9 protein-coding genes, 1 tRNA gene and 1 rRNA gene are annotated in these 21,164 nt (G+C 67.6%); 6 read left to right on the forward strand and 5 right to left on the reverse strand.

From position 1 onward, the window contains the following. Positions 1 to 126, forward strand: a 16S ribosomal RNA gene (locus tag VGC13_RS22460); the annotation flags it as partial. A gap of 78 nt (positions 127 to 204) precedes the next feature. Beyond that, positions 205 to 278, forward strand: a tRNA-Ile gene (locus VGC13_RS22465). 147 nt (positions 279 to 425) lie between these two features. On the opposite strand, the gene VGC13_RS22470 is transcribed toward VGC13_RS22465, so the two are convergent. Continuing rightward, a complete protein-coding gene (locus VGC13_RS22470; protein ID WP_331127538.1) occupies positions 426 to 614 on the reverse strand; it encodes a hypothetical protein in 189 nt (62 codons plus the stop codon). Positions 615 to 1,702: 1,088 nt separating this feature from the next. On the opposite strand from VGC13_RS22470, the gene VGC13_RS22475 reads away from it, so the two are divergent. The 4 genes from VGC13_RS22475 (at position 1,703) to VGC13_RS33710 (ending at position 8,276) form a co-directional block, all read left to right on the forward strand. Then, the gene (locus tag VGC13_RS22475) at positions 1,703 to 3,016 is read left to right on the forward strand and encodes an FAD-dependent oxidoreductase (RefSeq protein ID WP_331127539.1); all 1,314 of its coding nucleotides are present in this window, start codon (positions 1,703 to 1,705) and stop codon (positions 3,014 to 3,016) included. Continuing rightward, positions 3,009 to 5,195 (forward strand): helix-turn-helix transcriptional regulator, encoded by a 2,187-nt coding sequence (locus VGC13_RS22480; RefSeq protein WP_331127540.1) that lies wholly within the window; start codon positions 3,009 to 3,011, stop codon positions 5,193 to 5,195. Before VGC13_RS22475 ends, VGC13_RS22480 begins: the two co-directional genes overlap by 8 nt. A gap of 10 nt (positions 5,196 to 5,205) precedes the next feature. Continuing rightward, on the forward strand, positions 5,206 to 6,468 hold the full coding sequence (locus tag VGC13_RS22485) for a cytosine permease (RefSeq protein WP_331127541.1): 1,263 nt from the start codon (positions 5,206 to 5,208) through the stop codon (positions 6,466 to 6,468). Positions 6,469 to 7,091: 623 nt separating this feature from the next. Further along, positions 7,092 to 8,276 carry a YcaO-like family protein gene (locus tag VGC13_RS33710; RefSeq protein WP_414683011.1) on the forward strand — a complete coding sequence of 395 codons (1,185 nt, stop codon included), beginning with the start codon at positions 7,092 to 7,094 and terminating at the stop codon, positions 8,274 to 8,276. A gap of 465 nt (positions 8,277 to 8,741) precedes the next feature. On the opposite strand, the gene VGC13_RS22490 is transcribed toward VGC13_RS33710, so the two are convergent. The 4 genes from VGC13_RS22490 to VGC13_RS22505 form a co-directional block, all read right to left on the reverse strand. Continuing rightward, positions 8,742 to 15,800 (reverse strand): hypothetical protein, encoded by a 7,059-nt coding sequence (locus VGC13_RS22490; RefSeq protein ID WP_331127542.1) that lies wholly within the window; start codon positions 15,798 to 15,800, stop codon positions 8,742 to 8,744. A 99-nt stretch (positions 15,801 to 15,899) separates the two neighbouring features. Continuing rightward, positions 15,900 to 16,406: a hypothetical protein gene (locus tag VGC13_RS22495; protein ID WP_331127543.1), complete on the reverse strand. Its 507-nt coding sequence runs from the start codon at positions 16,404 to 16,406 to the stop codon at positions 15,900 to 15,902. Next, the gene (locus VGC13_RS22500; protein WP_331127544.1) at positions 16,403 to 16,807 is read right to left on the reverse strand and encodes a hypothetical protein; all 405 of its coding nucleotides are present in this window, start codon (positions 16,805 to 16,807) and stop codon (positions 16,403 to 16,405) included. The genes VGC13_RS22495 and VGC13_RS22500 overlap by 4 nt, the downstream gene beginning before the upstream one ends. Next, complete coding sequence (locus tag VGC13_RS22505; protein ID WP_331127545.1) at positions 16,804 to 20,262, reverse strand: hypothetical protein; 3,459 nt, start codon at positions 20,260 to 20,262, stop codon at positions 16,804 to 16,806. Before VGC13_RS22505 ends, VGC13_RS22500 begins: the two co-directional genes overlap by 4 nt. Between the last annotated feature and the right edge of the window lie 902 nt (positions 20,263 to 21,164).

The following is a 21,164-nucleotide window of genomic DNA, read 5'->3' on the forward strand; positions in this document are numbered from 1 at the left end:
GCCGGGAGTGCCCGAAGTCCGTGACCGAACCCGCAAGGGACGGAGCGGCCGAAGGCGAGCTCGGTGACTGGGGCGAAGTCGTAACAAGGTAGCCGTAGGGGAACCTGCGGCTGGATCACCTCCTTTCTGGAGCGACGAGTAAGCCCTCGGGCAGAAAGTCCTCACAGGTCGAACCACACAGACATCTCCGACACACTGGTTGAAGGGCCTGTAGCTCAGTTGGTTAGAGCGCACGCCTGATAAGCGTGAGGTCGGCCGTTCGAATCGGCCCAGGCCCACTGCCCTGACTTCAAGCCCCCGAGACGCTTACGCGCTTCGGGGGCTTGTTGCGTTAGGAATTCAGTGGTGGGCCAGGTGCGTCCTCCGGAAGCGCTTCAGCGACGTGTGACAAATGCGTGAGCTCGTTGAGGACTCGCCCCCGTCTCTCACACCGCGATCACCAGCGACTCTGCGTTGCTGCGCTGTGCGGCGGCGGTTTTGGCAGCGTCCTGAGTGATGCGGAGGGTGCTTTCGAGCGAGGCCTCAACGGCAGAAGCGCCGTCGTCCTCAGCGAGGTGGAGGAGCTGATTAGGGTGTTGAGCACCCCAGTTGAACTCGCGCACGAGCGCGTGCACGCGTCGGCGGTGGGTGTGCGGCGGCAGTTTGGCGGCGAGCGCGGCCCATGCTATGGGCGCGCGTCACCTTCTCGATGTGTGATGTCACTCGTCCGGGGTCCAGACGGTTGCCTTCCTGATGGTCCGTCGGCAGGCGATGCAGCAGACGGCCGTTCCGACTCTGCCGAGCGTGATGCAAGCGGCGTCCAACGCGGCGATCTGGATGGCGGACGAGAGCGGCGCCCAGCCGCTCTTGCGCCGGAAGCGTGTGAGCGGTGCGTGCCTGGTGCGCGAGTGCGTCGAGAACGCGGCCTGCCTCCCGTACCGCGATGATCAGCGGCTCCGCACTGCCGCGTCGCGTGGCGGCGGCCTCGGTCGCCTCGCTGGTGATGCGGATGGTGCTTTCGAGCGCCGCCGCGGTGCTGGGGACGCCGGCGACCTGCGCGCGTTGGAGAAGCTGGTGGAGGGTGTCGAGCACCTCCGCGAGTTCATGGCGCAGCGCGCGAGCGCCGCGGCGGCGGGTGCACGGCGGCAACTTGGCCGCGAGCGCGGCTTAGCGCACGTAGCGCAGCGGGCGGACGCCGCAGGCGGCCGCGGCTTCTTCGATGTGGCGCCACTCCTCGGGGGTCCAGACGGTCGGCTTCGTGACGGTACGGCGGGACGGCATGCTGCGGTGGTCGTGCGGTGTCCTTCGAGCGCAGCGAGCGAATTTGGGCGTATCCCAGTGTTGCTGGCTCCGGGTGTTCCTGCTGATACCACGACTCCAATGAAACGCCCGATGAAAACATTCGGCGATCCGAGAACTGCCAGCGCGTGTGCATGGGGGGCTTGGTCCACCGAGGGCTGTGATGCGCGAGTCGTGAGGGACCAGTTGCTTCATCGAAGTCGGTCTCGAGGGATCCGCAGAGCACCAAGTCAAACTCCGGTGTCCTAAACACCGCTCGGCTGGGTTGCGCATCATCAAAAAAATAGCTTGTAGCGTGCGCCGTCAGTAAGCTATACTGTGACGGAATTTGGTGGCAGGTAACGGGCCACGACGCCCCCGCGATGATGGGTTAAGCGGACAAAGCTTGACTTAATTCCCTTCCTCCCTTACAGTGAGTACTGAGATGCGCGAGCCCGATTTGCTTGTTGTGGGTGGTGGGATTCTGGGGTTGAGCGCAGCGTTTCTCGCAGCGGAGCGGGGCTGGCGCGTAGAACTTTGGCGCTTGCCCGATTCTCCACGACCTGAGGCGGATACGTTGCGGAACATCGCGTGGCTGCACACTGGGTTGGCTTACGCTGAACTTTTTAAGGATGCAGCGGCTCCCGATTTACCATCCCCTCTCAGCTTGCTTCTTAAGGAGGGGGGGAGGCGGATGATGGAGGCATTCGGTCTCTCAAATGAGAATGAGCCGCCAGGCATTTTCCGAGTTTCACCCGAGAAGGAGGACTCGTTTCTTCGGAATGCGCGTCTCCTGAATGCGGAGTTCAACCTGATGACTCCTGAACGTGCTCGTCGAAATGCAGGACCTTTCGCGGGTGCGGACAAATGCTATGAGGTGTGGGGAGAGATCCGTTTCCCGGAGCCCCAAGTGCTCAGCCAATGCCAAGAGCGGGCGGGCGACACTAGCGGTCTTCTGCAGATTCATGAAGATCGCCGGCCAGTCATCTTGGAAGTCGATGAGGGGAACGAAAGAGGATACCGCATTTCCGTTCCGGTAGGTGACAATCGCAGGGAGCAGATACGGCCGGCTAATACCTTCCTCGCAACTGGTATCCGGCTCCCAGAAATGTTGTCTGCTTTGAACGTGACGCACGAACTCCGAGTTTTTGGTACGCCGCTCCTCTGTGTTCGCGGTGACCCGTGGATCTACCCAAATGGCTTGTTTCACCACTACATGGGTGCAAAAGGGCTAACCATCCTCTCTCATCAGACCCCATCGCCCGAGCGGACGTGCAACGTCGTGGGTGCGCGAATCTGTTCGGAGGTTCCCGATGTCAATGCGCGATTTGGCGAAGGCGCTGATATTGATGAGACATTGGGCGGACTTCCCGAATTGCTACGAACGGAAATGCATACTAACCCGGGCGCGTATACGGTTACGGCAGCTTATAAAGTGGGCCGCATAGAGCAAACGGTAACTGGCGTCCGACCCAAGAAGCCATGCCCTATGGAGGAAATCTGGGAGAAAGGACCCCCTGAGCTTCCTGATGGGCTCTACGCGGCGTTTCCCGGGCGTGCGACATTGGCCTATTTGACCGCCCAGAAGGTTCTCCACCGCATCTTTGGAGATCGCGCGGGGCCAGGCACCGAGGCACATCCGTTCGATCCCGCGGCCGATGGAGCAATGGATAACCCGTCGGCGAGAACCACAGGCAAATTTCGTATGCATTGGGAGTATGAAGATTTAGACGAACGCCGCCCGGTGATCAATGTCTAATAATAACGAAGGTCGGTTCACAGCCGAGTTGCTCGCCCTTATGGAGAGCACCGGGCTTTCTCCGAGCCAGTGGGCGGAGATGCTTGGGGTTTCACCGGCTGCGGTCAGCCAGTGGAGGTCTGGTGAGACCATCCCCAGCCCAGAACGCTTCCGCGCCATAATCCGCGTGTGCAGCGACGTTGGCGAAAGATCGAGAGAGCGACTCGAAGCCTGGTGGAAGCTGATGCCGATTTCTCTTGCGGCATTGCGTCCAGACCGGAGCCAGTCGAGCGAGACTCTGGGCGACTACTATGTTGCACCGCTTTATGAGGCCTTTCACCGGGTTTACAAGCGGTTACCATTTCGCGAGAAGGAGCGGGTTCTAAAGATTGCAGGAGACGTCTCGAACTTCCCGGAGAACCCTCACCTTGGCGTGCTCTGGCCAGGGTTGGAACGTTCCGTCGCCACTGAGTTCCGTGACATCCTTTTCGGACTCTCTCGCGCATCCTTCGAAAAGCAACATTCGTTTCTTGACGCAGCGCGGGCTGATTTCTTTGCTCTCGTGCTGGAGCGTCCTGATCCACTTGCAGCTCGAGTGTCGCATGCAGAGGCTGGACCTCGGACACACTCGTGGCCGAACGCTCTGGTCGAAGCCATGCAATCAGCTGCCAAGATAGCAGCGGAAAGTAGCATTGGAGCGTATGCGGCGGTTTTGCCGGCCTATACGTTTGCGGTGTGCGGAGATGGTGAGTCGCGTGCCAGCAGACTGGAAGCATGGTCGGAATTGCTATCGGTCGCCCTCGAACGTGAACACGAGCAGATCCGTAACGCACAATACCCGGAATTTACTGGATTGAGTCAAGCGGTCCAAGCGCAAGTTATTGGTCAAACAGACAGTACGTTACGCGCTCATCTACGCGAAGAAGTGCTTAGGGCTTATAACCGAGCCCTCGATGTACCGGCGTCTCCAGCTCTGCATCTCGATCGACTCTACTGGAGGTCAGTGTCCCGGTCCCGGCCTTCCGCAGCCGATAAAGAGCTTACTGAGGCTTCTCCCGAGGCATGGAAGAAGATCAAGAATGCTCTGACACAATCGACGACGTTTTCACACATCCAGCCGAAATGCCGGATGAATGCAAGCCCGTACGCTGAATGTGTGTGGCAGGTACTTCTGCGCATTCTGTTTCAGCAAGCGACGGGTAATACGCTTGACTTGGAACCGATTCCGTGGCGGGCAGTTGCATCGGCACTTCAGAAGAATGATATCGAGGTTGCTTTTCATAACCGCTCCCTTGAGCGTGAGAATCCGTCTCATGCTGACCCATTGTTTAAGTATCATGGATATGAGGTTGTGATTGCTCAGAGCCATTTGTCCGGGGTGTTAGCAAACCAAGATGTAGAGGCTGACGTACGAGGTCAACTTGGAATCATCTGCGCGGATGGCGAAATTTCCGAGAATGAGATCAAAACGTGGCTGCAGCGCGAAGCTGTCAAAGCGTTATTTAGAGGCGCATCCGTATACTATCCCCAAGGGACAGATATGGAGCGCGCATTGGACGAGTTCCTGAAGAGGTTTAATCTGAGTTTGGCCGACATTAAGTGTCATGATGATGCGGGCGGTGAAGGCATTCTCGCAATTCTGGATGGGAAAGCAGATGTGCTATTCGGCGGCAACAATGATGTTGCGTATCTTCGACGCCATTTTCGGGCGCGTGTCCCACTGAAGCTTCAGGTACCCGATGAAGATATTCCCATCTTTGAACAAGGATTTGATGTCCCGACATCCTCCTCGGGACGCTCCACTAATGTTTATTTTTTCGCAAAGAAGGGCGTACGACGTGCTCAGCTGTGTCAGACTTTACAGGATCTTTGGCCATGGGTTCACCGTCTTTGGGACATCTTAACAGAGAATTACGACAATCTGGATATAGAAGGTAGACGACTAAAGGCGGAATTGGATGAATGTGGCATCGCATGGAGGCAGAATCTGCAACTCCACTTGCTTCACGAACTCAATAGTCTGCTTTGCGGCAGTGAACCGGGTGGCGGTGGCTCAATCATTCCAACTGAGCAACACTCTGGTTTCCTGGAGGATTTTGCTGCGATTCAGCAGATACTTGCGGATCACAATAAGTGGGGCCCCCAAGCTCAGACTCTGGGTTTCACGAATCACTCATCCGTTGTGACCTCTCGGCCCTAGGAGTTTACCAATGACCTGGCTATCCCCCAAGGAAGCTGTGCACGAGGATCCAGACTATCTGTACACAAGCGTCCCGTCTACGGATCGAAAGCCGGCTTGGGCAGTATTCTCGGTTTTTCTCGGTTTCATTGTAGTTGCCGGGCAGATGACCGTAGGGGGAGGTCTCGCATCGCAGCTTTCGAAGGGTGACCTAATCGCCGCGGTGCTCATCGGGAATGCCATCGCAGGCGTGTTTGCGGCATTCGCTGGGTACACAGGTGTAACGTCTGGTAAGTCGTTTGTCATCCTGACAAAGGAAGCCTTTCCTCAGGGCACGTGGCGCGTCGCCTGTTTATACGTGCCCTTGGTCTTGATCGGATGGTATGCTGTCGAGGCAGCGATCTTCGGAAGCTTGTTGGCGAGCGCCGCAGGCGCCGGTTCCATCGCAACGCGTCTATTTATTGTGGGATCCGCCATCCTGTTTGCGTCCTCCACATTCATTGGATTCAAAGGCTTACGATACGTTAGCTACGTCGCCGTGCCTGTGATGATAGGCATCGGAACCTACGCGATTGTGCGTGTGATGACGAGTACGAATGCTGATTTCGGTTTTGGTTCCGTCCAACTGAGCCTTGGGCAGGCAACGGCCTTGGTGGTGGGATCATGGATCATGGGCGCGCTTACCTGCGTTCCGGATCTCACCCGCTTCAACCGCTCGCATTGGGCTGCCATCGCGATCGGTTTTTTTGGAATTTTGTTGGGAAATAGTTTCAACCACTTGGTCGGGGCAGCCGGCGCCGCATTTGCGAAACAGGCGGATCCTGCGGTGATCCTGATGACGCTTGGCCTAGTTGTTCCGGGGCTAGTATTTGCGCTCGCCAATATTTGGACCACCAATGATGGAAACATGTACTCAGCGTCACTGAACGCAGCTCCAGTTCTGGGGATTAGTCGACGCGCCGCCGTTGTCCTCTGCACAGGTCTTGCGGCAGGTCTCGCGATGTTCAGGCCGCATGAGATGCCGAAACTCTTTATGTTCTTAGGCGTACTAAATGTCACGGCCCCGGCTCTGGGAGCGGTTGTGCTTGGCGGGTACTGGTTACGTAGGCGTGGATTAATCGGCGATAGTGATAATCCGGCCCCTGCTTGGTTGGGGTGGATCGGCGGAAGCGGGGTCGCCTACATTACTGGAGCGGAGTGGGCATTCCTGACTGGGTTTGTGGTTGCCGGGATTATCTTCTGGGGGGCCACACTGCTGACTCAGACGAGTAGGCGACCAGCGCTGGAACTTTAGATGGGGAGGGGCGCGGTTGCTGTTTCGGACGTACTTCGCAACGTCTACGGGGAGGGTGAGATGAAGACGATAAATCCGCGGGGCGAGATCTTCGGCGATCACACAGCGGCGCGCCGCAACGAGGAGGACGGCTCACTTAGCGCGAGTACTACGTTGGTTTACCTGGGTCAAGGACAGCGACGGGCACTCAGACCCGAGACGGTAGGTTGCATTGTGGCGGGGCAGGCCAAGGGCCACTACTGCCACCTGTAACAGACGAGCGCTGGCCTGTGAATCCGTACTTCTTCTTGGTTCCGGGTCTCGGGCTTGTGCTCGTGACAGATAACGGACACCACTTGGTGAACATCCGCGGTGACCTCGAGGCATTACGCGAGGTCGCCGCTACTTTGTCCTGCCTGATCGCGCAGCGAAGCACTTCAGCGTTTTCTCGCGAAGCCGTGGTCGCCGCCATGGAGGCACTTCGTCAGTTTCAATCGGTTGAGGGTAGGTGCGCTACTGCGGGTCCACCAATCTCCTGCCTACCCCCCGTTGTTTTCAACTATCTCCAGTTCGTTCATGGTGAACTCGGCGCTGAACCGACATCCTCTGAGGGTATTTATCGCGCTCGGGAAGAGCTTGCCCGAATGGGCTACGAGATCGCGTTGCGAGAACCCTCTGGAGACGCGCCTTCGCTCCGATGGACACCTCCTATTCCCGTTTACGAGGTTCGCGAGAAGTTGCTCCCCGCGCAAGTGATTGCGGAGGGTAAAGGTCTCACTCACGAGCGGAGCATTGCTTCAGCGGTTGGCGAAGCTGTTGAACGAATCTTGGGGAGCTTCCCGAGTGCACAGGTCGGGATCCGGTCGGCTTGCTTTCGAGAACTCGGAATACCAGATGAGGAGATCAACGCGTTCGACTTCGGGCCTCGCGATTGTCTCCACCCTCTGATTGTAACTGACTGGGTAGATGCGTACGAATGGTGTTCGGAAGGCTGTGAGCCGTTATTCGTCCCGGCAGAGTTGGTCTTTACGAGCCACATTGGCGGTTCTCGCGTTGCTGTGGTGGCATACCGAAACACGACCGGGTTGGCAGCCGGACGTTCTGTTGATGAAGCCGTATTGAATGGCCTTCTGGAGATTATTGAGCGAGACGCATATTGGATTGTCATGCGATGTAAGATGCGTACGCCCACCATTAGCCTGAGGGATGTACAGCGTCTCGATCCTCGGGTTGGAGAACTCGCCATTAACCTTGAGCGTCAAGGACTTCGGCTTCACCTCCAAGACATCTCACTTGACTGGCCCATTCCCATCGTTCACGCGTTCCTAGAAGACGCCTCGGGACGAGTGCCTGCATTTGCCCACGGCTCCGGCGCAGCCTTGTCCATATCTGAAGCTGTCACCCGCGCCATCTGCGAAGTTGTCCAAGTGCGGTCGGACCTCTGCAGGTGGGTTGACACTCATCTTCTCGACTTCGTTATGCCAGCGAATCCACTACGTAGCCCCCACCTAACTTGGGCTGACCCCTTGTGGGGTCCACAACTGGCGCATTTCCGTACCTCGTCCCGTCAGGCCCGATCTGTTCGTACCGAGAGAACAAACGCACACGTTGCTGACCTTGTCGCCGCCCTGCGGGCGGAGCTAAGCGTGCGCGGTCACCGCGTACTGTATTGTCGCTTAGGTGAGATCGGTGGGATTCACGGTGTACGTGTATTCTTATTAGGGGCAACGCCGCCAGACCCTCGTGGTGAGCGAGTTTCACCGAGGATGAAACGGTTCCTCAACATCCAAGGGTTGTCCTCGCCCTATATTGAGCCGATTCTAACCTGAGGAGTGTTCAGTACCTGCCCGCAAGGCAAAGCTCAATGTTCTGCCGTGCTTGGGAAGCTCCTGTGGGTCTCCGTACTGAAATCATCTACTGCCGTCGTCATCCTGAAGAGGTGCAGGTGTTCAAGCTGCCGGGCAGAGTCCGGCAGCGGGGGAACGGAACGTCGGCAGATCGCGCGTCCTGTCTGGGTTTTTGTGACAGGCTGCGGTGTTCCGCTCCCCTCGGGAGCCGCCTGATAAGCGTGAGGTCAACCGTTCGAATCGGCCCAAGCCCACTCCCTAGATGAAGGCCCCGCAACGTTCTGCGTTGTGGGGGCTTTGTTTTTGTCGCGTGGCGACGGTCAAATGCTGGAGGGCCAGCTTCACATGCCGGCCCCGCAACTGGATACGGACTTTGCCGACGTGACGCGGGTCTTCACGGGTGCACCCGCGAAGACCCGCTTTTCGTCCGGAGGCGCCGGATCGCCATCACCCCGCCGGGACGGCCCACCAGGCGGGGTCGGGGGAGGCGGAGAGGGTGAGGGCGTCCAGGCGCAGGAGCGGGAGCTTGACCTCGCTGAAGTTGGAGAACACCACCAGCCCAAAGGTGAGCGCCGCCCCCTCGCCGGCCGGCTGCTCGCGCCCGTGCCACGCGGAGAGCGCCTCCAGCAGCTGCCGCGCAAAGGTCTTCTCCACCGCCGGGTTCCAGTCGGCCTCCACCTGGAAGCGGTAGTCGTCCACCAGCAGCAGCGGCAGCCGCACCACCAGCGGCGCGTCGTCGCCGGGCGACGCCAGCGCGAAGCTGTATCCCACCTCCAGGCGGATGAGCCGCTCCCCCGCGGGCACCCCCAGGAGCGCGGCCATTTGCGGCCCGGAGGCGGGCTCGAAGACGGCGCGGAAGAACGAGGCCAGCCGGGACGCCAGCGTGTCGCCGGGCAGGTCGTCCAGCGACAGCCCGGAGGCGGCCACCAGCGGCGTCACGGCGTTGCCGAAGCGCACGGTGGCGGTCTCGTAGACGAACGCCTCGTTGGTCTTCCACTGTCCCAGGCCGGCGTTGCGCACCACCCGGGCGCCGCCGCGCGCGTTCTGGCGCTCCGCCAGCCGCAGCCCGGGAAAGCGCAGCGCCCGCGTGACCTCGGGCGCGTCGAAGCCGCCGCCCAGGCGCGCCACCGGAAGGCGGCGGTAGGGCCGCACCTCGGCCTGCGGCTCCACGTCCTCCGGCGCGTACCCCCGGATCTCCGGCCACACGGGAAGCCCGTCCACGCCGGGAAGGCGGCGGACGGACAGGACCGCGTCGTCGTTGTCATCCTCCTCGAGCCAGTAGCTGTCGGTGATGGGCCGCAGGTCGTCCTGGGTGGTAAAGTGCGGCCCCCAGGTGCCGGCGGCGCCCTGCACCAGGGCGGCAAAGCGGTCGATGACGGCCAGCGCCTCCGCGCGCACCGCCTCGTCGCCGTCCGCGGCGGCGGCCACGGCGCCGGCGCGCGCCCACAGCGCCGGGGACTCGGCGGTAAAGCGGGCCAGCGCCTCGAACAGGCTGCCGGGGGGCGGCCGCTCTCCCCGGGCGTCCGCCCGTGCCGGCTCGGCCCCGGGCGGCGCGTCGACGTTGTAGTCGGCGTCCACCACCAGGCGGTCCTGCGCCACGTCGCGCTGCTGCAGCTCCAGCGCGTACGTCCAGCGCAGCGCCTCGGCCAGCGTCGCCGGTGGATCGTAGCCGGCCTCCGCCGTCTGGCGCACCATCTCGGGGGGCTGGGGAAAGCGGCGGATGGGGACGGGGACCTCGAAGGTGCCCAGGTCCACCGCCAGCGCCGCCGGCGGGTCGGTGCGCACGAAGCGCAGCCAGCTGGAGGGGTGGTAGCGCCGCTCCCCCGCCGCTTCCTCCGCCCGCCGCCGCCGCTCCAGGTAGCCCACGGTCCACCGCAGCTGCCCCTTGAAGCTGCGCTTTTCGGTGGGCCGTGCGGCGGTGAACAGGAAGGTGAGCGGCTGCACGAAGCCGCCCTCGCCGCCCGGCCCGGGCGACCGCAGGCTCAGCCGCCCCACCGAGAACTGCGCGTCGGAGCCGTCCAGCGCGTCGCGCGCGGCGTCCACCGCGCCGTAGTAGCGAGGCTCGTCGCCGCTTCCCGGGGCCGGCGCGGGGACCCGCACCGTCATGGGAAGCTGGACGATGGTGTTCACCTCGTACGCGGCGGCCAGGCGAACCAGGAGCCGCTGGTACATCGCCTCCACCGCCGAGGGGACGTCGCCCGCGCCCCCGGGGGTGTCGGACGGGTCGAAGACGGGAGCCACCGAAGCGGCGACGGCCCGCGCGATGGTTTCCTTGTATCCCATCAGCTCCGTGAACCGCTCCGGCGCCAGCCGCGCCACGGGAACGGCCAGGGCGGGGGAAAGGAAGGCGTCCACCGAGGCCAGGAAGTCGCCGGCCCAGGCGTCCAGGTCCACCTGCGCAAAGGTGGCGTCGGCCTCGGTAAAGTCCGACGGCTGGCCCGTCCACGCGCCCTCGCCGGCGTAGCGGCGCACGCGAAAGGTGCCGCTGGCCAGGTGGCGCGAAAGCGGCGCGGGGGCAAAGTAGTGCCGCGCATCCCCCGGCGTGACCTGGATGCCGCCGGGCCCGCCCACGCGCACCGCCCACAGCTCGCCGCCGGCCTGCTCCGTCGCGGTGTGCCCGCCCGCCGCGCCCGTCCCGGCGCCGATGGCCACCCGCAGCCGCCCGCCGAACGCCTCCTCGAAGGCGCGCGCGAACTCCTGCAGCCGCCGCGTCTCCTTTTCGTCCCCCGCCTCCGGGCCCAGGGGCGGGAGGTGGGGGGGGACGGGGGATTCGACCGCCGCGGACGCGGGGTTCTTCGCCGCGGCGTCGGGATCGACCATCCCGGTGCGCCGCAGCCGCAGCGACACCGCCAGCGGGAACGCCTCGCCCGCGGCGGTTGCCCCGGCCACCGTCCACGAGAGCGCGAGGACCGTGGCGGGGAGCGCGGGCCACGGGTCGCCGGGGTGCAGCGCGCCCAGCCAGTCGCGGATCCCCCGCGCGAACGCCGCCAGCGCGGCGGGGTCCACCGCCAGCTCGGCGCCGGGCGCCACGCTGAACCAGGCGCCGGCCGCCGTGAACGGGTCGCGCAGCTGGTCGTACACGCGCGCCCAGGCCACCCGCGCGGCGCCGGCCGCGTCGACCTGCGCGTCGCCGGGCCCGTCGCCCGCCAGCGCGCCGGGGACCACGGCGCCGGGCGCAAAGCGCACCTCCACGGTGAGCCGCGCCGCGTCGCCGTCGCGGGCCACGGTGTACTCCAGGGCCACCCCGGGCCAGTCGCCGGGGGCCGCCAGCCGGTCGTGGAAGCGCACGTTCACGGGGGGAAGGCCCACGGGGTCGCTTTCGTCCATGACGTTTCCGAACAGGTCCAGCACGCGGAACTCCAGCGACACCTGCCCGCCCACGCCGGCGTAGCGGCTGGGGTCCGCATGGCGGTACGCCTCGGAGGCGAAGCGGAAGACGGCGGGGACCTGCTGGTACAGCCACTCCGCCGGCTCGCCGCCCTCCACGGACGCGGCGCGGAGGGCACGGAAGCGGCGCGCGGCATCGGGCGCGTTGTCGGGCTGGCCGGGGCCCACGGGAACGGACCACACCGACTGGCGAAAGCGGCCGCGCCCGCGCACGCGGAACTGCAGCAGGTTGAACAGGTTCTGCAGCTGCGCGGCGGGGTCGCCCGCGGCGTCCAGCAGCGCCTGTTCCTCCGCGCTTCCCGGCGCCACCCCGGCCACGTGCGCCGCCCGCAGCAGCGCCCGGCGGGTGAGCCCCGCGCCCTCCCCGTCCGCATCTGTCCCTTCCGCCGCCGCCGCCAGGGCGCCGGCCAGCGACGGCGGCGGCGCCAGGGTGCGGTTGGGGTTCACCCGCCTCACCTCGAAGCCCAGCGTTCCCGCGGGCTGCGCGGCGTCCCACTCGCGGGCGCCCCGCGGCTCCACGTACAGCGTGCGCCCGCTTCCGTCCCCGTCCGCCGCCGCCAGGGCGCCGTCGACCACCAGGGCGCCGTCCACCACCAGCGCGTTGTGCCAGGGAAAGAGCCGCGCGTCCGCGGCGGCGGGAAAGGTGACCAGCAGGGTGAGCGGGGTGGAGGGCCCGCGGTCGAACAGGTCGTCCGGGAGGTCGTCCCCGTCCGCGTCGGCGTAGTGCAGGTAGAACCCCCCCGAGTTCACCACGCCGGCCTGCCAGGCCAGCGTCAGGAAGGCGCGGCGGTCGGCGAGGGGCGCGCGGACGGGGTCGGTGTCCGCGTCCGCCAGCCGCGCGGCCATCAGGCGCGTCTCGGCCGGGTTGCTCTCGGTGGACAGGTTGGTCTTCACCAGCAGCACGGAGCCCGCCGGGGTGCGCGAGCGCAGCCCCGGGGCGCCGTCGGCGGCGGGGTACAGGAGGTGGATGGAAGCCGGGTCCAGTGCGCCGGGGGCGGCCAGCAGCCCCTCGAGCACGCGGCGGTTGCGCTCGTCCGCGCCGCCCAGCTGGTACAGGTGCGGGACCCATGCGTCGGCCGCGCCGTCGGGTGCCACCTCGCCCTCGCGCCGCTCGCGGCGCACGCGGTGCAGCGCCAGGTCCACGCGGACGGCGGGGGCCCAGGCCACCGGGTCCGGCGCGCCGCCGTCGTCGCCCCAGGGCGCGGCGGCCACCCCCAGGACGATGCCCTCCGGCGGCACGGCGGCGGCCAGGGGGGCGGAAACGCCCGCCACCACGCGCGCGGCGGCGTCCGCCGTCCAGTCGGCCAGCTGCTTCAGCGTCAGGCGCAGCGGGCGCGCGGCCAGCGGGGGAAGCCAGCGGCGCTCCGTGACCCGCGCCTCGAGCGGGAGCGCGGCCATGGCCCGCAGCGCCTCGCGGGCCGCCGCGTCGTCCGCGGGAACGGCGATGCGCGTTCCCGCCGGGCCGGCGTGCACCCACGCGGCGATGGCGGCGGGGATCTCCATCCGCAGCGCGTACTCGGCGGTGCCCAGCTCCAGCGGAAACTGCTGCCCCGTCTGCTCGTAGAGGGCGGCCAGGGTAAGCGAGGGCCAGTCGCCGCGGCTGTCGGGGATCTCCTCGTCCGGGGGGCGCAGCCCGGCCTGCAGAAAGCGGGAGACGCGGGCCGCCACGCCGGCGTAGTCCACCTCGTCCAGCGCCTCCGCCATCCGCAGCGTCCCGCGCTCGCTCGCCACGCGGTCCAGCTCGGCCCGCATCTCCTTGACCAGCGCGGCGAAGTAGTCCTCGAACACCAGCCGCGCCATCGGCGTCCCCTCGTCCTCCGCCGCCAGGGCCAGCAGGCGGTCGGCGGGGGCGTCGAACGAGGTGCGCATCTCGTCGTAGTACGCGCGCAGGTTGCGCACGTACGCGGGCGTGCGCCGCGCCGTCCGGTCGAAGTCGATCCGGCGCGGCTCGCCCGACGCCTGGCCGGTGACGTTCAGCACCAGCTGGGGGATCATGGGAAAGACGGCGCCGGCCACGGCGGGAGGCGGGTCCTGGCCCTCCCGCAGCGGGGGCGGCGCGTCGATCTCGAGGACGAAGTTGGCTTGCAGGAACGCGACGATCCGCTCGTAGGTCAGCGGGTCGGGGTTGCCGGGGTCGGCCACGTTCAGGTAGCGGGGGCGGGCCAGCCGCGCGCCCCACAGGGCCAGCCGGTCGCGGTCCAGCCGCTGCGCGCGCCCGGGGCCGTTCATCCCGTCCGCGCGCGCCTGCAGCTCGGCCTGCCACTCGGCCACCGCGCGCGCCAGCGCCTCGAACGGCGACCACTCCTGGCCGGCCACGGGGGTCGTGGGGATGGTGAGCGTGGCCACGAAGGCGGGAACGCCCTCCACGCGCGTCATCCGCGGGGCAAAGAGCAGGGGGAGCACGGGGGTCAGGGTGGCCCAGGGAAGGCGCACGGCCGTCCAGGGAAGCGATCCCCCGCCCGCCATGCGCGCCTCCAGCAGCATCCGCGCGCCGCCGTTGTCGACGACGAACTCCTCGCTGACGTCGGCGTGAAAGCTCAGGTCCACCCCGATGCTGATCCGCTTTCCGAAGACGTGGAACGACGCGACCTCCACCCGCAGCTGCACCGACACCCCGGCGGAGACGCGGATGGTGGTCGACTTCCCCGTCTCGAAGGTCACCGTCACCGACGCCTCCAGCCGCACGGTGACCGACGCCTTGATGATGGCGAAGTCCACCGCGCCCTGGATGACGCCCACGATCCCGAACGTCCCGCGGAACCAGAAGTAGTCGAACAGCGACGGCCCCGCCCCCGGCGCCGCCAGCCCCGTCCCCGCCGGTCCTTCGCCAGACGCGATCGCCAGCGGGACGTCCGCGTGGGGGCCGTCGAGGGCCAGCCCCAGCTCGCGCGGGGTCTTGCGCCGCAGCCACGCCACGCGCCCCTCGAAGACGCCGTAGAGGGAAAGGGTGAGGACGGCGGTGAGGATTCCCTTGCGGAACTCGCGCCCCACGCCCAGGCGCAGGGCGATGCCGAAGGCCAGGACCGGGTCGTACGCCATCCCCTCGGGCGGGGCGGGGAGGTCGGGGGCGGTGGCGCTGCTCAGCTTTGCCAGGTAGAAGCCGCCGCTGCCGATGAGGAACAGGTACTGGATGGTGAACGAGCGCTCGCCCAGCGGCCACCCCAGGCTCACCTTGAAGTCGCCGTTGGTGTAGATCCACAGGGCGATGGAGGGAAGGGTGATGGACCACGCCCCCATGAACACCTCGCGCAGCGCCACGGGGAGCGTGAGGTCGATGTAGAACAGCCCCACCTCGTCGCTGATGCGCTGGTACAGCACCTCGAAGGCGAGCCCCTTCAGAAAGCCCAGCCTGGGCCCCGCCCGCAGCGCGACCCCGTACAGCACGGGGTCGTTGAAGATCACCTGCAGGTCCACCAGGTCGCGGACGGTGAGCCACACCCCCGCCAGCCACCCCGCGTCGGGGCGGTAGAACTCCGCCAGCCGCTTCACCAGCTCGTCGCCCGGCTCCTGGCGCAGGTCGGTGCGCATCTTTTCCATCACCGCCGCCATGGTGGTGGCCCCCTGCAGGCGGGGCGAGACGCGCTGGCCCAGCCCGAAGTACTTCAGGTCGATCAGCGGCGGCTTCGGCTGCGGGACGGCGAACGGGTAGGTGAGCGTCTGCTCGCGGCCAAAGAGAATGACGTCGACCCCGAAGTCCCACTGCGCCGGGCGCCCCGCGCCCGCCTGCTGGTAGCGCACGCGGACCCCCGTCACCTCCATCTCGGGGATGGGGAGCTCCAGCGGCGTCTCCATCTTCATGGCGCCCTGGATGAAGCGCGGGGCGTTGGGCGAAAAGGCCAGCTCGGGGGTCAGCCGCTGCCGGTAGAGCGCGTCCCAGGGGCGAAACGAGCCGATCCCCGGCAGCTCCGGCACCGCAAAGCCAAAGGCGCCGCCCAGGCTTTCCAGCACCTCCCTGATGCTCACCGGCCCCTCGGTGCCCAGCCGGAACACCAGCCGCCGCGTGGAGAGCGCCAGCGAGAACACGAAGGTGAAGCCCTCGCCACCGTCCTTTCCGGCGGTGCCGGCGCGCGCGCTCAAAACCAGCTCGGTGACGATCTCGGGCGTGCTTCCCTGCGGCATGCGGGGCTCCGGAAAGGGCGCGGGCGGCGGACGGGGTAGGAAAGAGGCGGCCGGCCCGCCCCGCGAGCGTCGCGGGGCGGGCCCGGCCCGGGCGGCGGATCAGCCGTTCTCGGGCGGGGGCGCGGGTGGCTCCACCTGCTTGCGGACCAGCTCGAAGCTGAACGACTGGAGCTCCAGGTTGCCCACGATCTTCCAGCCGTCGAACTTCAGCGTGACCTTTACGTCGAAGGTGACGTTGGTCCCCTTGGCCCTGACGATCAGGGTGTTCACCGTGGCCTCTGCGCCCGTGATCTTGCGCAGCGTGTCGGGGAGCTGTGTCCAGTCGGGGCTTTTGAAGGTCATCTGGCCGGCGAACCAGTCGACCATCTTTTCCAGCGTCCCCAGCTGGATCTCCTTGTCCGCGGGGAGCTCGAACGAGATCCCTTCGGCGGCAAGGTTCAGCACGTTGCCGCTGGTGATGGGGACCGTCGTCTCGTCGATCTTGACGATGGCCTGGAAGTACAGCTCGTTGACGGGGGTGTCGGCCGTGGCCTCGGGAAGGTCTTCGCGGAAGACCGCGGGGACGAACATCCCCTGGTACCTGGCCGGCACGGTTGCGTCGCTCATGCGTGCTCTCCTTCGGGGGTGGGGCCGGCGACCACGAACCGGGGAGTCGGTTCGCCGGGTCCGGCGTCCTGGCCGCTGCCGGTGACCACCACCGTCAGCGTAAGATAGATTCCGTCCGTCGACTTCCACCGCTCCGTGAGGTCGGCGCGGTACAGCTCGTCGGGCCCCTGGGGCTCCACGAAGCGGATCCCGATTCCCCACAGCACCCACTGGGGGCCTCCCGGCGGCTCGAACGCGGAGCGGCGGACCAGCCGCGTCCCGTACTGCTCGTTCAGCCAGCCGAAGAACAGGTCGACCGTGTCCGCCTCCGGCGGCGGGCGCGGGGCGGCGCGCCAGGGGGCGCGGGCGCCGCGGTAGGGCGCGGCGGGCGCCCCCTCCGGCTCGGTCCACCAGCCGCTCATCCGTCCTCCTTGGGAACGTAGCCCAGGTACCAGCCCAGGTTGCTCTTGCCGGCCGCCGCCCCCTCGCCGGGGTCGGCGAAGAGGACGAAGTCGAGCACCACCCCGGGCGGCAGGGTGATCCCGAACAGCGTGAGCGCCACGTTGTTGAAGAGCAGCGCGTACACGCCGCGCCCGCCCCGGGGAAAGCGCATCAGGTTGCCGTCGCCGAAGGTGGTCTTGAGCACCCCCTGGAACGAGTAGCCGGCCACCCCCGGCGTAAGCGCGGGAAGCTTTACCCAGACGGCGGCCGCGTCGTCCTGCGGCACCGTGTCGCCCGGCCCCCACCCCAGCACCACCCCCGCGTCCAGCGAGGCGCCCGCGGTGGCCAGCGACCCCAGGGTTCCCAGCGGCATCCCCATCTCCAGCGCGTAGCGCGGCGCCTCCGTCAGCCGCCCCGCGGGCGAGGGCCCGCCGTCCTCCCCCTCCTGGGCCGTGAGCGCGGGAACCTGCACGGCCTGCGCGCCCAGCCCCGGCGCCGACAGGCCGTCCGCCGCCCAGCGAAAGCCGCGCAGCCGCAGCGGCATTCCCGCCGGCAGGCTTCCCGCCCGCAGCGACCCCTCGGGCGGGGCCAGGAAGGCCATCCCGGCGGGGTTGAAGCGCAGCGGCCCCGGCTCGCTGACGTTGCCCTCGCCGTCGCGCAGGAAGTCGTAGTCCAGCGAAAGGCCGGTGAAGGGAAGGAGCGCGGCGCCTCCATCGCCCCCGTAGCCGAAGAGGTCCAGCGGGAGCGCGTGCTTCGCGAACCCCAGCCCGCCGGTAAGGGCGAAGCGCGCCGTCACCCGGGTCTTTCCGTCCGCCGGCTCGGAGCCGGCGGTGACGAACTCGGCCCCCTCCACCGCCACGTCGCCCAGGATGCGCACCATCCCCTCGGGCGCGGGAAAGCGAAAGCGCGCCGGCTCGCGCGCCTCCAGCGCAAAGCCGCCCACCCCCTCGCGCTGCTGAAAGCTTCCCAGCAGCGGGATGCGGTTTCCCCCGCCGCCCACCCGCTCCACGTCGCGGCCAAAGAGGCGGTTGATCTCCAGCTCCACCCGGCAGCGGAACTCCACGACCTCGGAGTTGCGAAAGAGCACCGTCAGCTCGCGCACCGCGAAGTCCTGGTCCGGCGGCGGCGCCTCCCCCGCGCCCTCCCTGTCCTCCGTGCTCCGCAGGCGCTTCGCCCGGGCGCGGAGGGCGTCCGCCGCGGTCGCCGCCTCGTCGGCGACGGCGGTGTGCAGGCGCAGCGCGGGGACGCGGGCCCGGCGCGCGGCCGGCGGCGCCTCCACCACGGGGGGGTAGAGGATGAGCCCGAAGAGCGAGCTGGTGACGATCTCCGCCGCCGGCTCCGTCCGCACCTGGTTCATCTCGATGCCCAGGTGGTGCCCGCGCAGGGGGCGGGTCATCCGCCCGCGCAGCCCCTCGAGCTCCGTCCGCAGCCCCGTGACCCCGGCGTTCAGCGCCAGCACGCCGCGCCACGCGGGGTTGCGCGCGATCCGCTGGTCGAAGTCGCGCAGGTTGGGGTCGTCGCTCTCCCGGGCGGCGTCCAGGAAGCGGCGGATGGTGTCCTGGACGGGAAAGCCATCGCCCTCCTTGTCGTTGAAGGGGTCGGGCGAGGTCCAGAGGTTCACGTCCTCCACCAGGTCGCGCAGCGCGCCGTCGCGGAACTTGAAGAGAAGGATGGACTCCAGCGGCGCCCGCGGCGCGGCCGGCGCCATGCTGAGCGTAAAGCCGCCCATGGTCACCGACGCGTCGAAGCTTCCCGTGGTCCCCGGGGCGGCGCGCGAGATCACCAGGAAGACGTCGCCGGAAAGCAGCGCCAGCGCCAGCGGCGGGGCCAGGGTGCGCCCGCCGGGCGCGGGGGTGAACGCCAGCCGCCCCTTGCCGCCGGGTCCGTGCGCCAGCACCAGCTCGCGCCAGCTCCCGTCCTCGTTCAGCGTGGCCAGGAACCCCTGCGGCGTAAGCGCCGTGGGCAGCCCGCTCCCCACGGCGGAGAGCGCCATCGGCCGGCGCGCCCCGGCGCCCAGGAGCGCCACCTCTCCCGCCGCCTCGCCAAAGCGGGGGCCCTCGCGCAGAAAGGGGGCGATGCGCCAGCGCGTGGGGGCCAGCACGTCGCGCTCGAAGGCCGCGAGCGCGGCCGCGTCCACCCCGGGGTTCAGCGGCGCGCCGTCCACCGCCTGGGCCACGCCCCCGTACGGCGCGGCGGGAAGGGAAAAGGCGTCCCTCCCGTACTCTCCCACGCGCACGGGGACCACGTCCATCATCCGCGGCGCCGCGGCGTTGGGGTGGCCAAAGTAGACGGCCTGGCGCGGCTGGGCGAAGTAGCCGGAGGGCGCCGCCTGGTCGATCGGCTGCATCCACGCCGTGGTGGCGGTGTCGTCCAGCGCGGGGGCCAGGTCGCCGGACTCGGGCGGGGCGGGAAAGCGCGGCGCGTACGCGGGCATCCCGGGAACGAAGCGCAGGGCGGAGGCGGTGGGCGCCAGGTACTCCGTGGCCTGCAGCCCGCACATCACCGCCGGCACGGTGCGCCCGGCGGGATCGACCAGGCCGAAGTCGCCGCTGGGGGCCAGGTAGTACGCGTCGGCGCGGGGCTCCCGGCACAGCGCCAGCGCCGCGCCGTCGCGCGGGCGCAGCCGCAGCCGCCGCCCCGTGGGCGTGCTGAAGCACCCCTCCAGCTCCGCCCCCCGGGCCCGCGCGCCAAAGGCGAAGCGCGAGCGCGACGCGTCCTCCGGGCGCAGCGGGTCCAGCGCGGCGTCGAAGTCCAGGGTGGCGGGGGCGGCGGGGGGAAGGAAAACGGGATAGCGGGTGCGGACGGGCGCCGTGGGCGGGCCGTGGAAGTAGCGCACGTCGCCGCCCAGGGCCAGCAGCTGGCCGCGGTCCATCTCGGCCGCGAACGCCGGCGCGCCCGCCAGCGGCCCGGCCAGGGCGATGCGCAGGCCGGAGCGCAGGATGGGGAGCGGATCGGGGAGGGGGGCGGCGCGAAAGAGGATCCCCGCGCCGCCGGCGGGGGCGAGCTCGAACCCATCCAGCCCGGGCGCGAGGGCCGCCGTGCACCCCGCCTGCACCTCCAGCGACAGGCTGCCCAGGGAGATGCGCGCCGGCTGCGCGACGGCGCCCTCCCGCACCCCCGCCATGGCCGCGACCCGCGGGATGCGGGTGTCGGAGCGGGCCACCCACACGAAGCGGGTAAAGCCGGGGAGGGCGCGGTTGCGGATGAACTGCGCCAGGGGGCCCTCCTGCTCCGGGGCCAGGGGCGCGTCCAGGAACAGGTAGTAGCCATCCCGCGCCGCGGGGTCCGACCAGGTGGCGGAGAGGGTGAGCGTGTCCGGCGCCGCCGGGTCGGGCAGGCGAAGGAGGTAGCGCGGGCGCGCCCCGTCCGGGGTGCCGTCGCCGGAGGCGGTGTACAGGTCGCGTCCGTTCGGGCGGCTGAACGAAATCTCCGGCATGCGGGGCGGGCTGGCGGGGAAGGGAAGCCGGGGGCGCGGCGCGCGTGCGTGTGGAGCGGAAAAGGCCACTGCGCAGGCGGGAACAGGCCGCGATGGCAACGTATGTACGTTCCCCGGGCATGTCAATTCGACCTCGCGGGGGCCAGATCGGGGGCCGGGACCCGGGCGGCGCCTCCCTCAGGAAGTCGATCACGCTGGGAGGTTTGGCGACACCCTCTCGTCCCGGACGCTCGGCCCGATCGTGCATTCTCCCAGGCCGTCTCATCCTCAGCCTCAGACCAGATCCTGAAAAGGAATGATCGTACAGAGGAACAGAGTCAGACAGAGAAAGCGCCCTCCTCTGTCTGACTCTGTTCCTCTGTACCCATCAAGGTGTTGTTTTTCTGGAGCCGGTATCACACGAAGGGCACGGGAGGACGGGAAGAAGACGAGAGGACCCGGTTTTCTCCTCGGTTCGAAGTTCCTGCGGCTGAACGAGATGGGGGATCTCGCGGCCGGCGGGGGGCCGGGCGGACGCGGCGAGCCCGCACCTTCGCCGGTTCCGCCGGGGCGGGCAGCGCCGAGGCCGCACTCCGCCCCTCATCCGCCAACGTGCGCACGATGTGCTCTCCTCGGCGGTTTCCCCAGCCGCCACCGTCGTTTTCGGACCGTGTGCGCCCGCCGGGCCTCCCCCCGCGCAGCACTAAAAACGACGGGTTCGGGAATTGGCCGAAGACATGGTAACGTATTTCACGTCAGGCAGTTGACAGGTGCTGAGGCTTCGTATAAGTTGAAGCAATCAAAACAGATGGCGGCGGGCGACGGTGGATTGTCGCCCCCACGGCAGGACCGCGGTTCCCCTCTCGCAGCCCGGGCATCCCAGCCCGGCGCTCCGTAAGCTGGATCTCCCGTCTTATCGTGTA

The sequence above is a fragment of the Longimicrobium sp. genome (assembly GCF_036399255.1).
Taxonomy (GTDB): Bacteria; Gemmatimonadota; Gemmatimonadetes; order Longimicrobiales; family Longimicrobiaceae; genus Longimicrobium.

Bases quoted from the DNA above. Each gene is read 5' to 3' on its own strand.
- VGC13_RS22475 (WP_331127539.1), top strand. From the start codon at position 1,703: ATGCGCGAGCCCGATTTGCTTGTTGTGGGTGGTGGGATTCTGGGGTTG.
- VGC13_RS22480 (WP_331127540.1), top strand. From the start codon at position 3,009: ATGTCTAATAATAACGAAGGTCGGTTCACAGCCGAGTTGCTCGCCCTT.
- VGC13_RS22485 (WP_331127541.1), top strand. From the start codon at position 5,206: ATGACCTGGCTATCCCCCAAGGAAGCTGTGCACGAGGATCCAGACTAT.
- VGC13_RS33710 (WP_414683011.1), top strand. From the start codon at position 7,092: ATGGGCTACGAGATCGCGTTGCGAGAACCCTCTGGAGACGCGCCTTCG.
- VGC13_RS22490 (WP_331127542.1), bottom strand. From the start codon at position 15,800: ATGCCGCAGGGAAGCACGCCCGAGATCGTCACCGAGCTGGTTTTGAGC.
- VGC13_RS22495 (WP_331127543.1), bottom strand. From the start codon at position 16,406: ATGAGCGACGCAACCGTGCCGGCCAGGTACCAGGGGATGTTCGTCCCC.
- VGC13_RS22500 (WP_331127544.1), bottom strand. From the start codon at position 16,807: ATGAGCGGCTGGTGGACCGAGCCGGAGGGGGCGCCCGCCGCGCCCTAC.
- VGC13_RS22505 (WP_331127545.1), bottom strand. From the start codon at position 20,262: ATGCCGGAGATTTCGTTCAGCCGCCCGAACGGACGCGACCTGTACACC.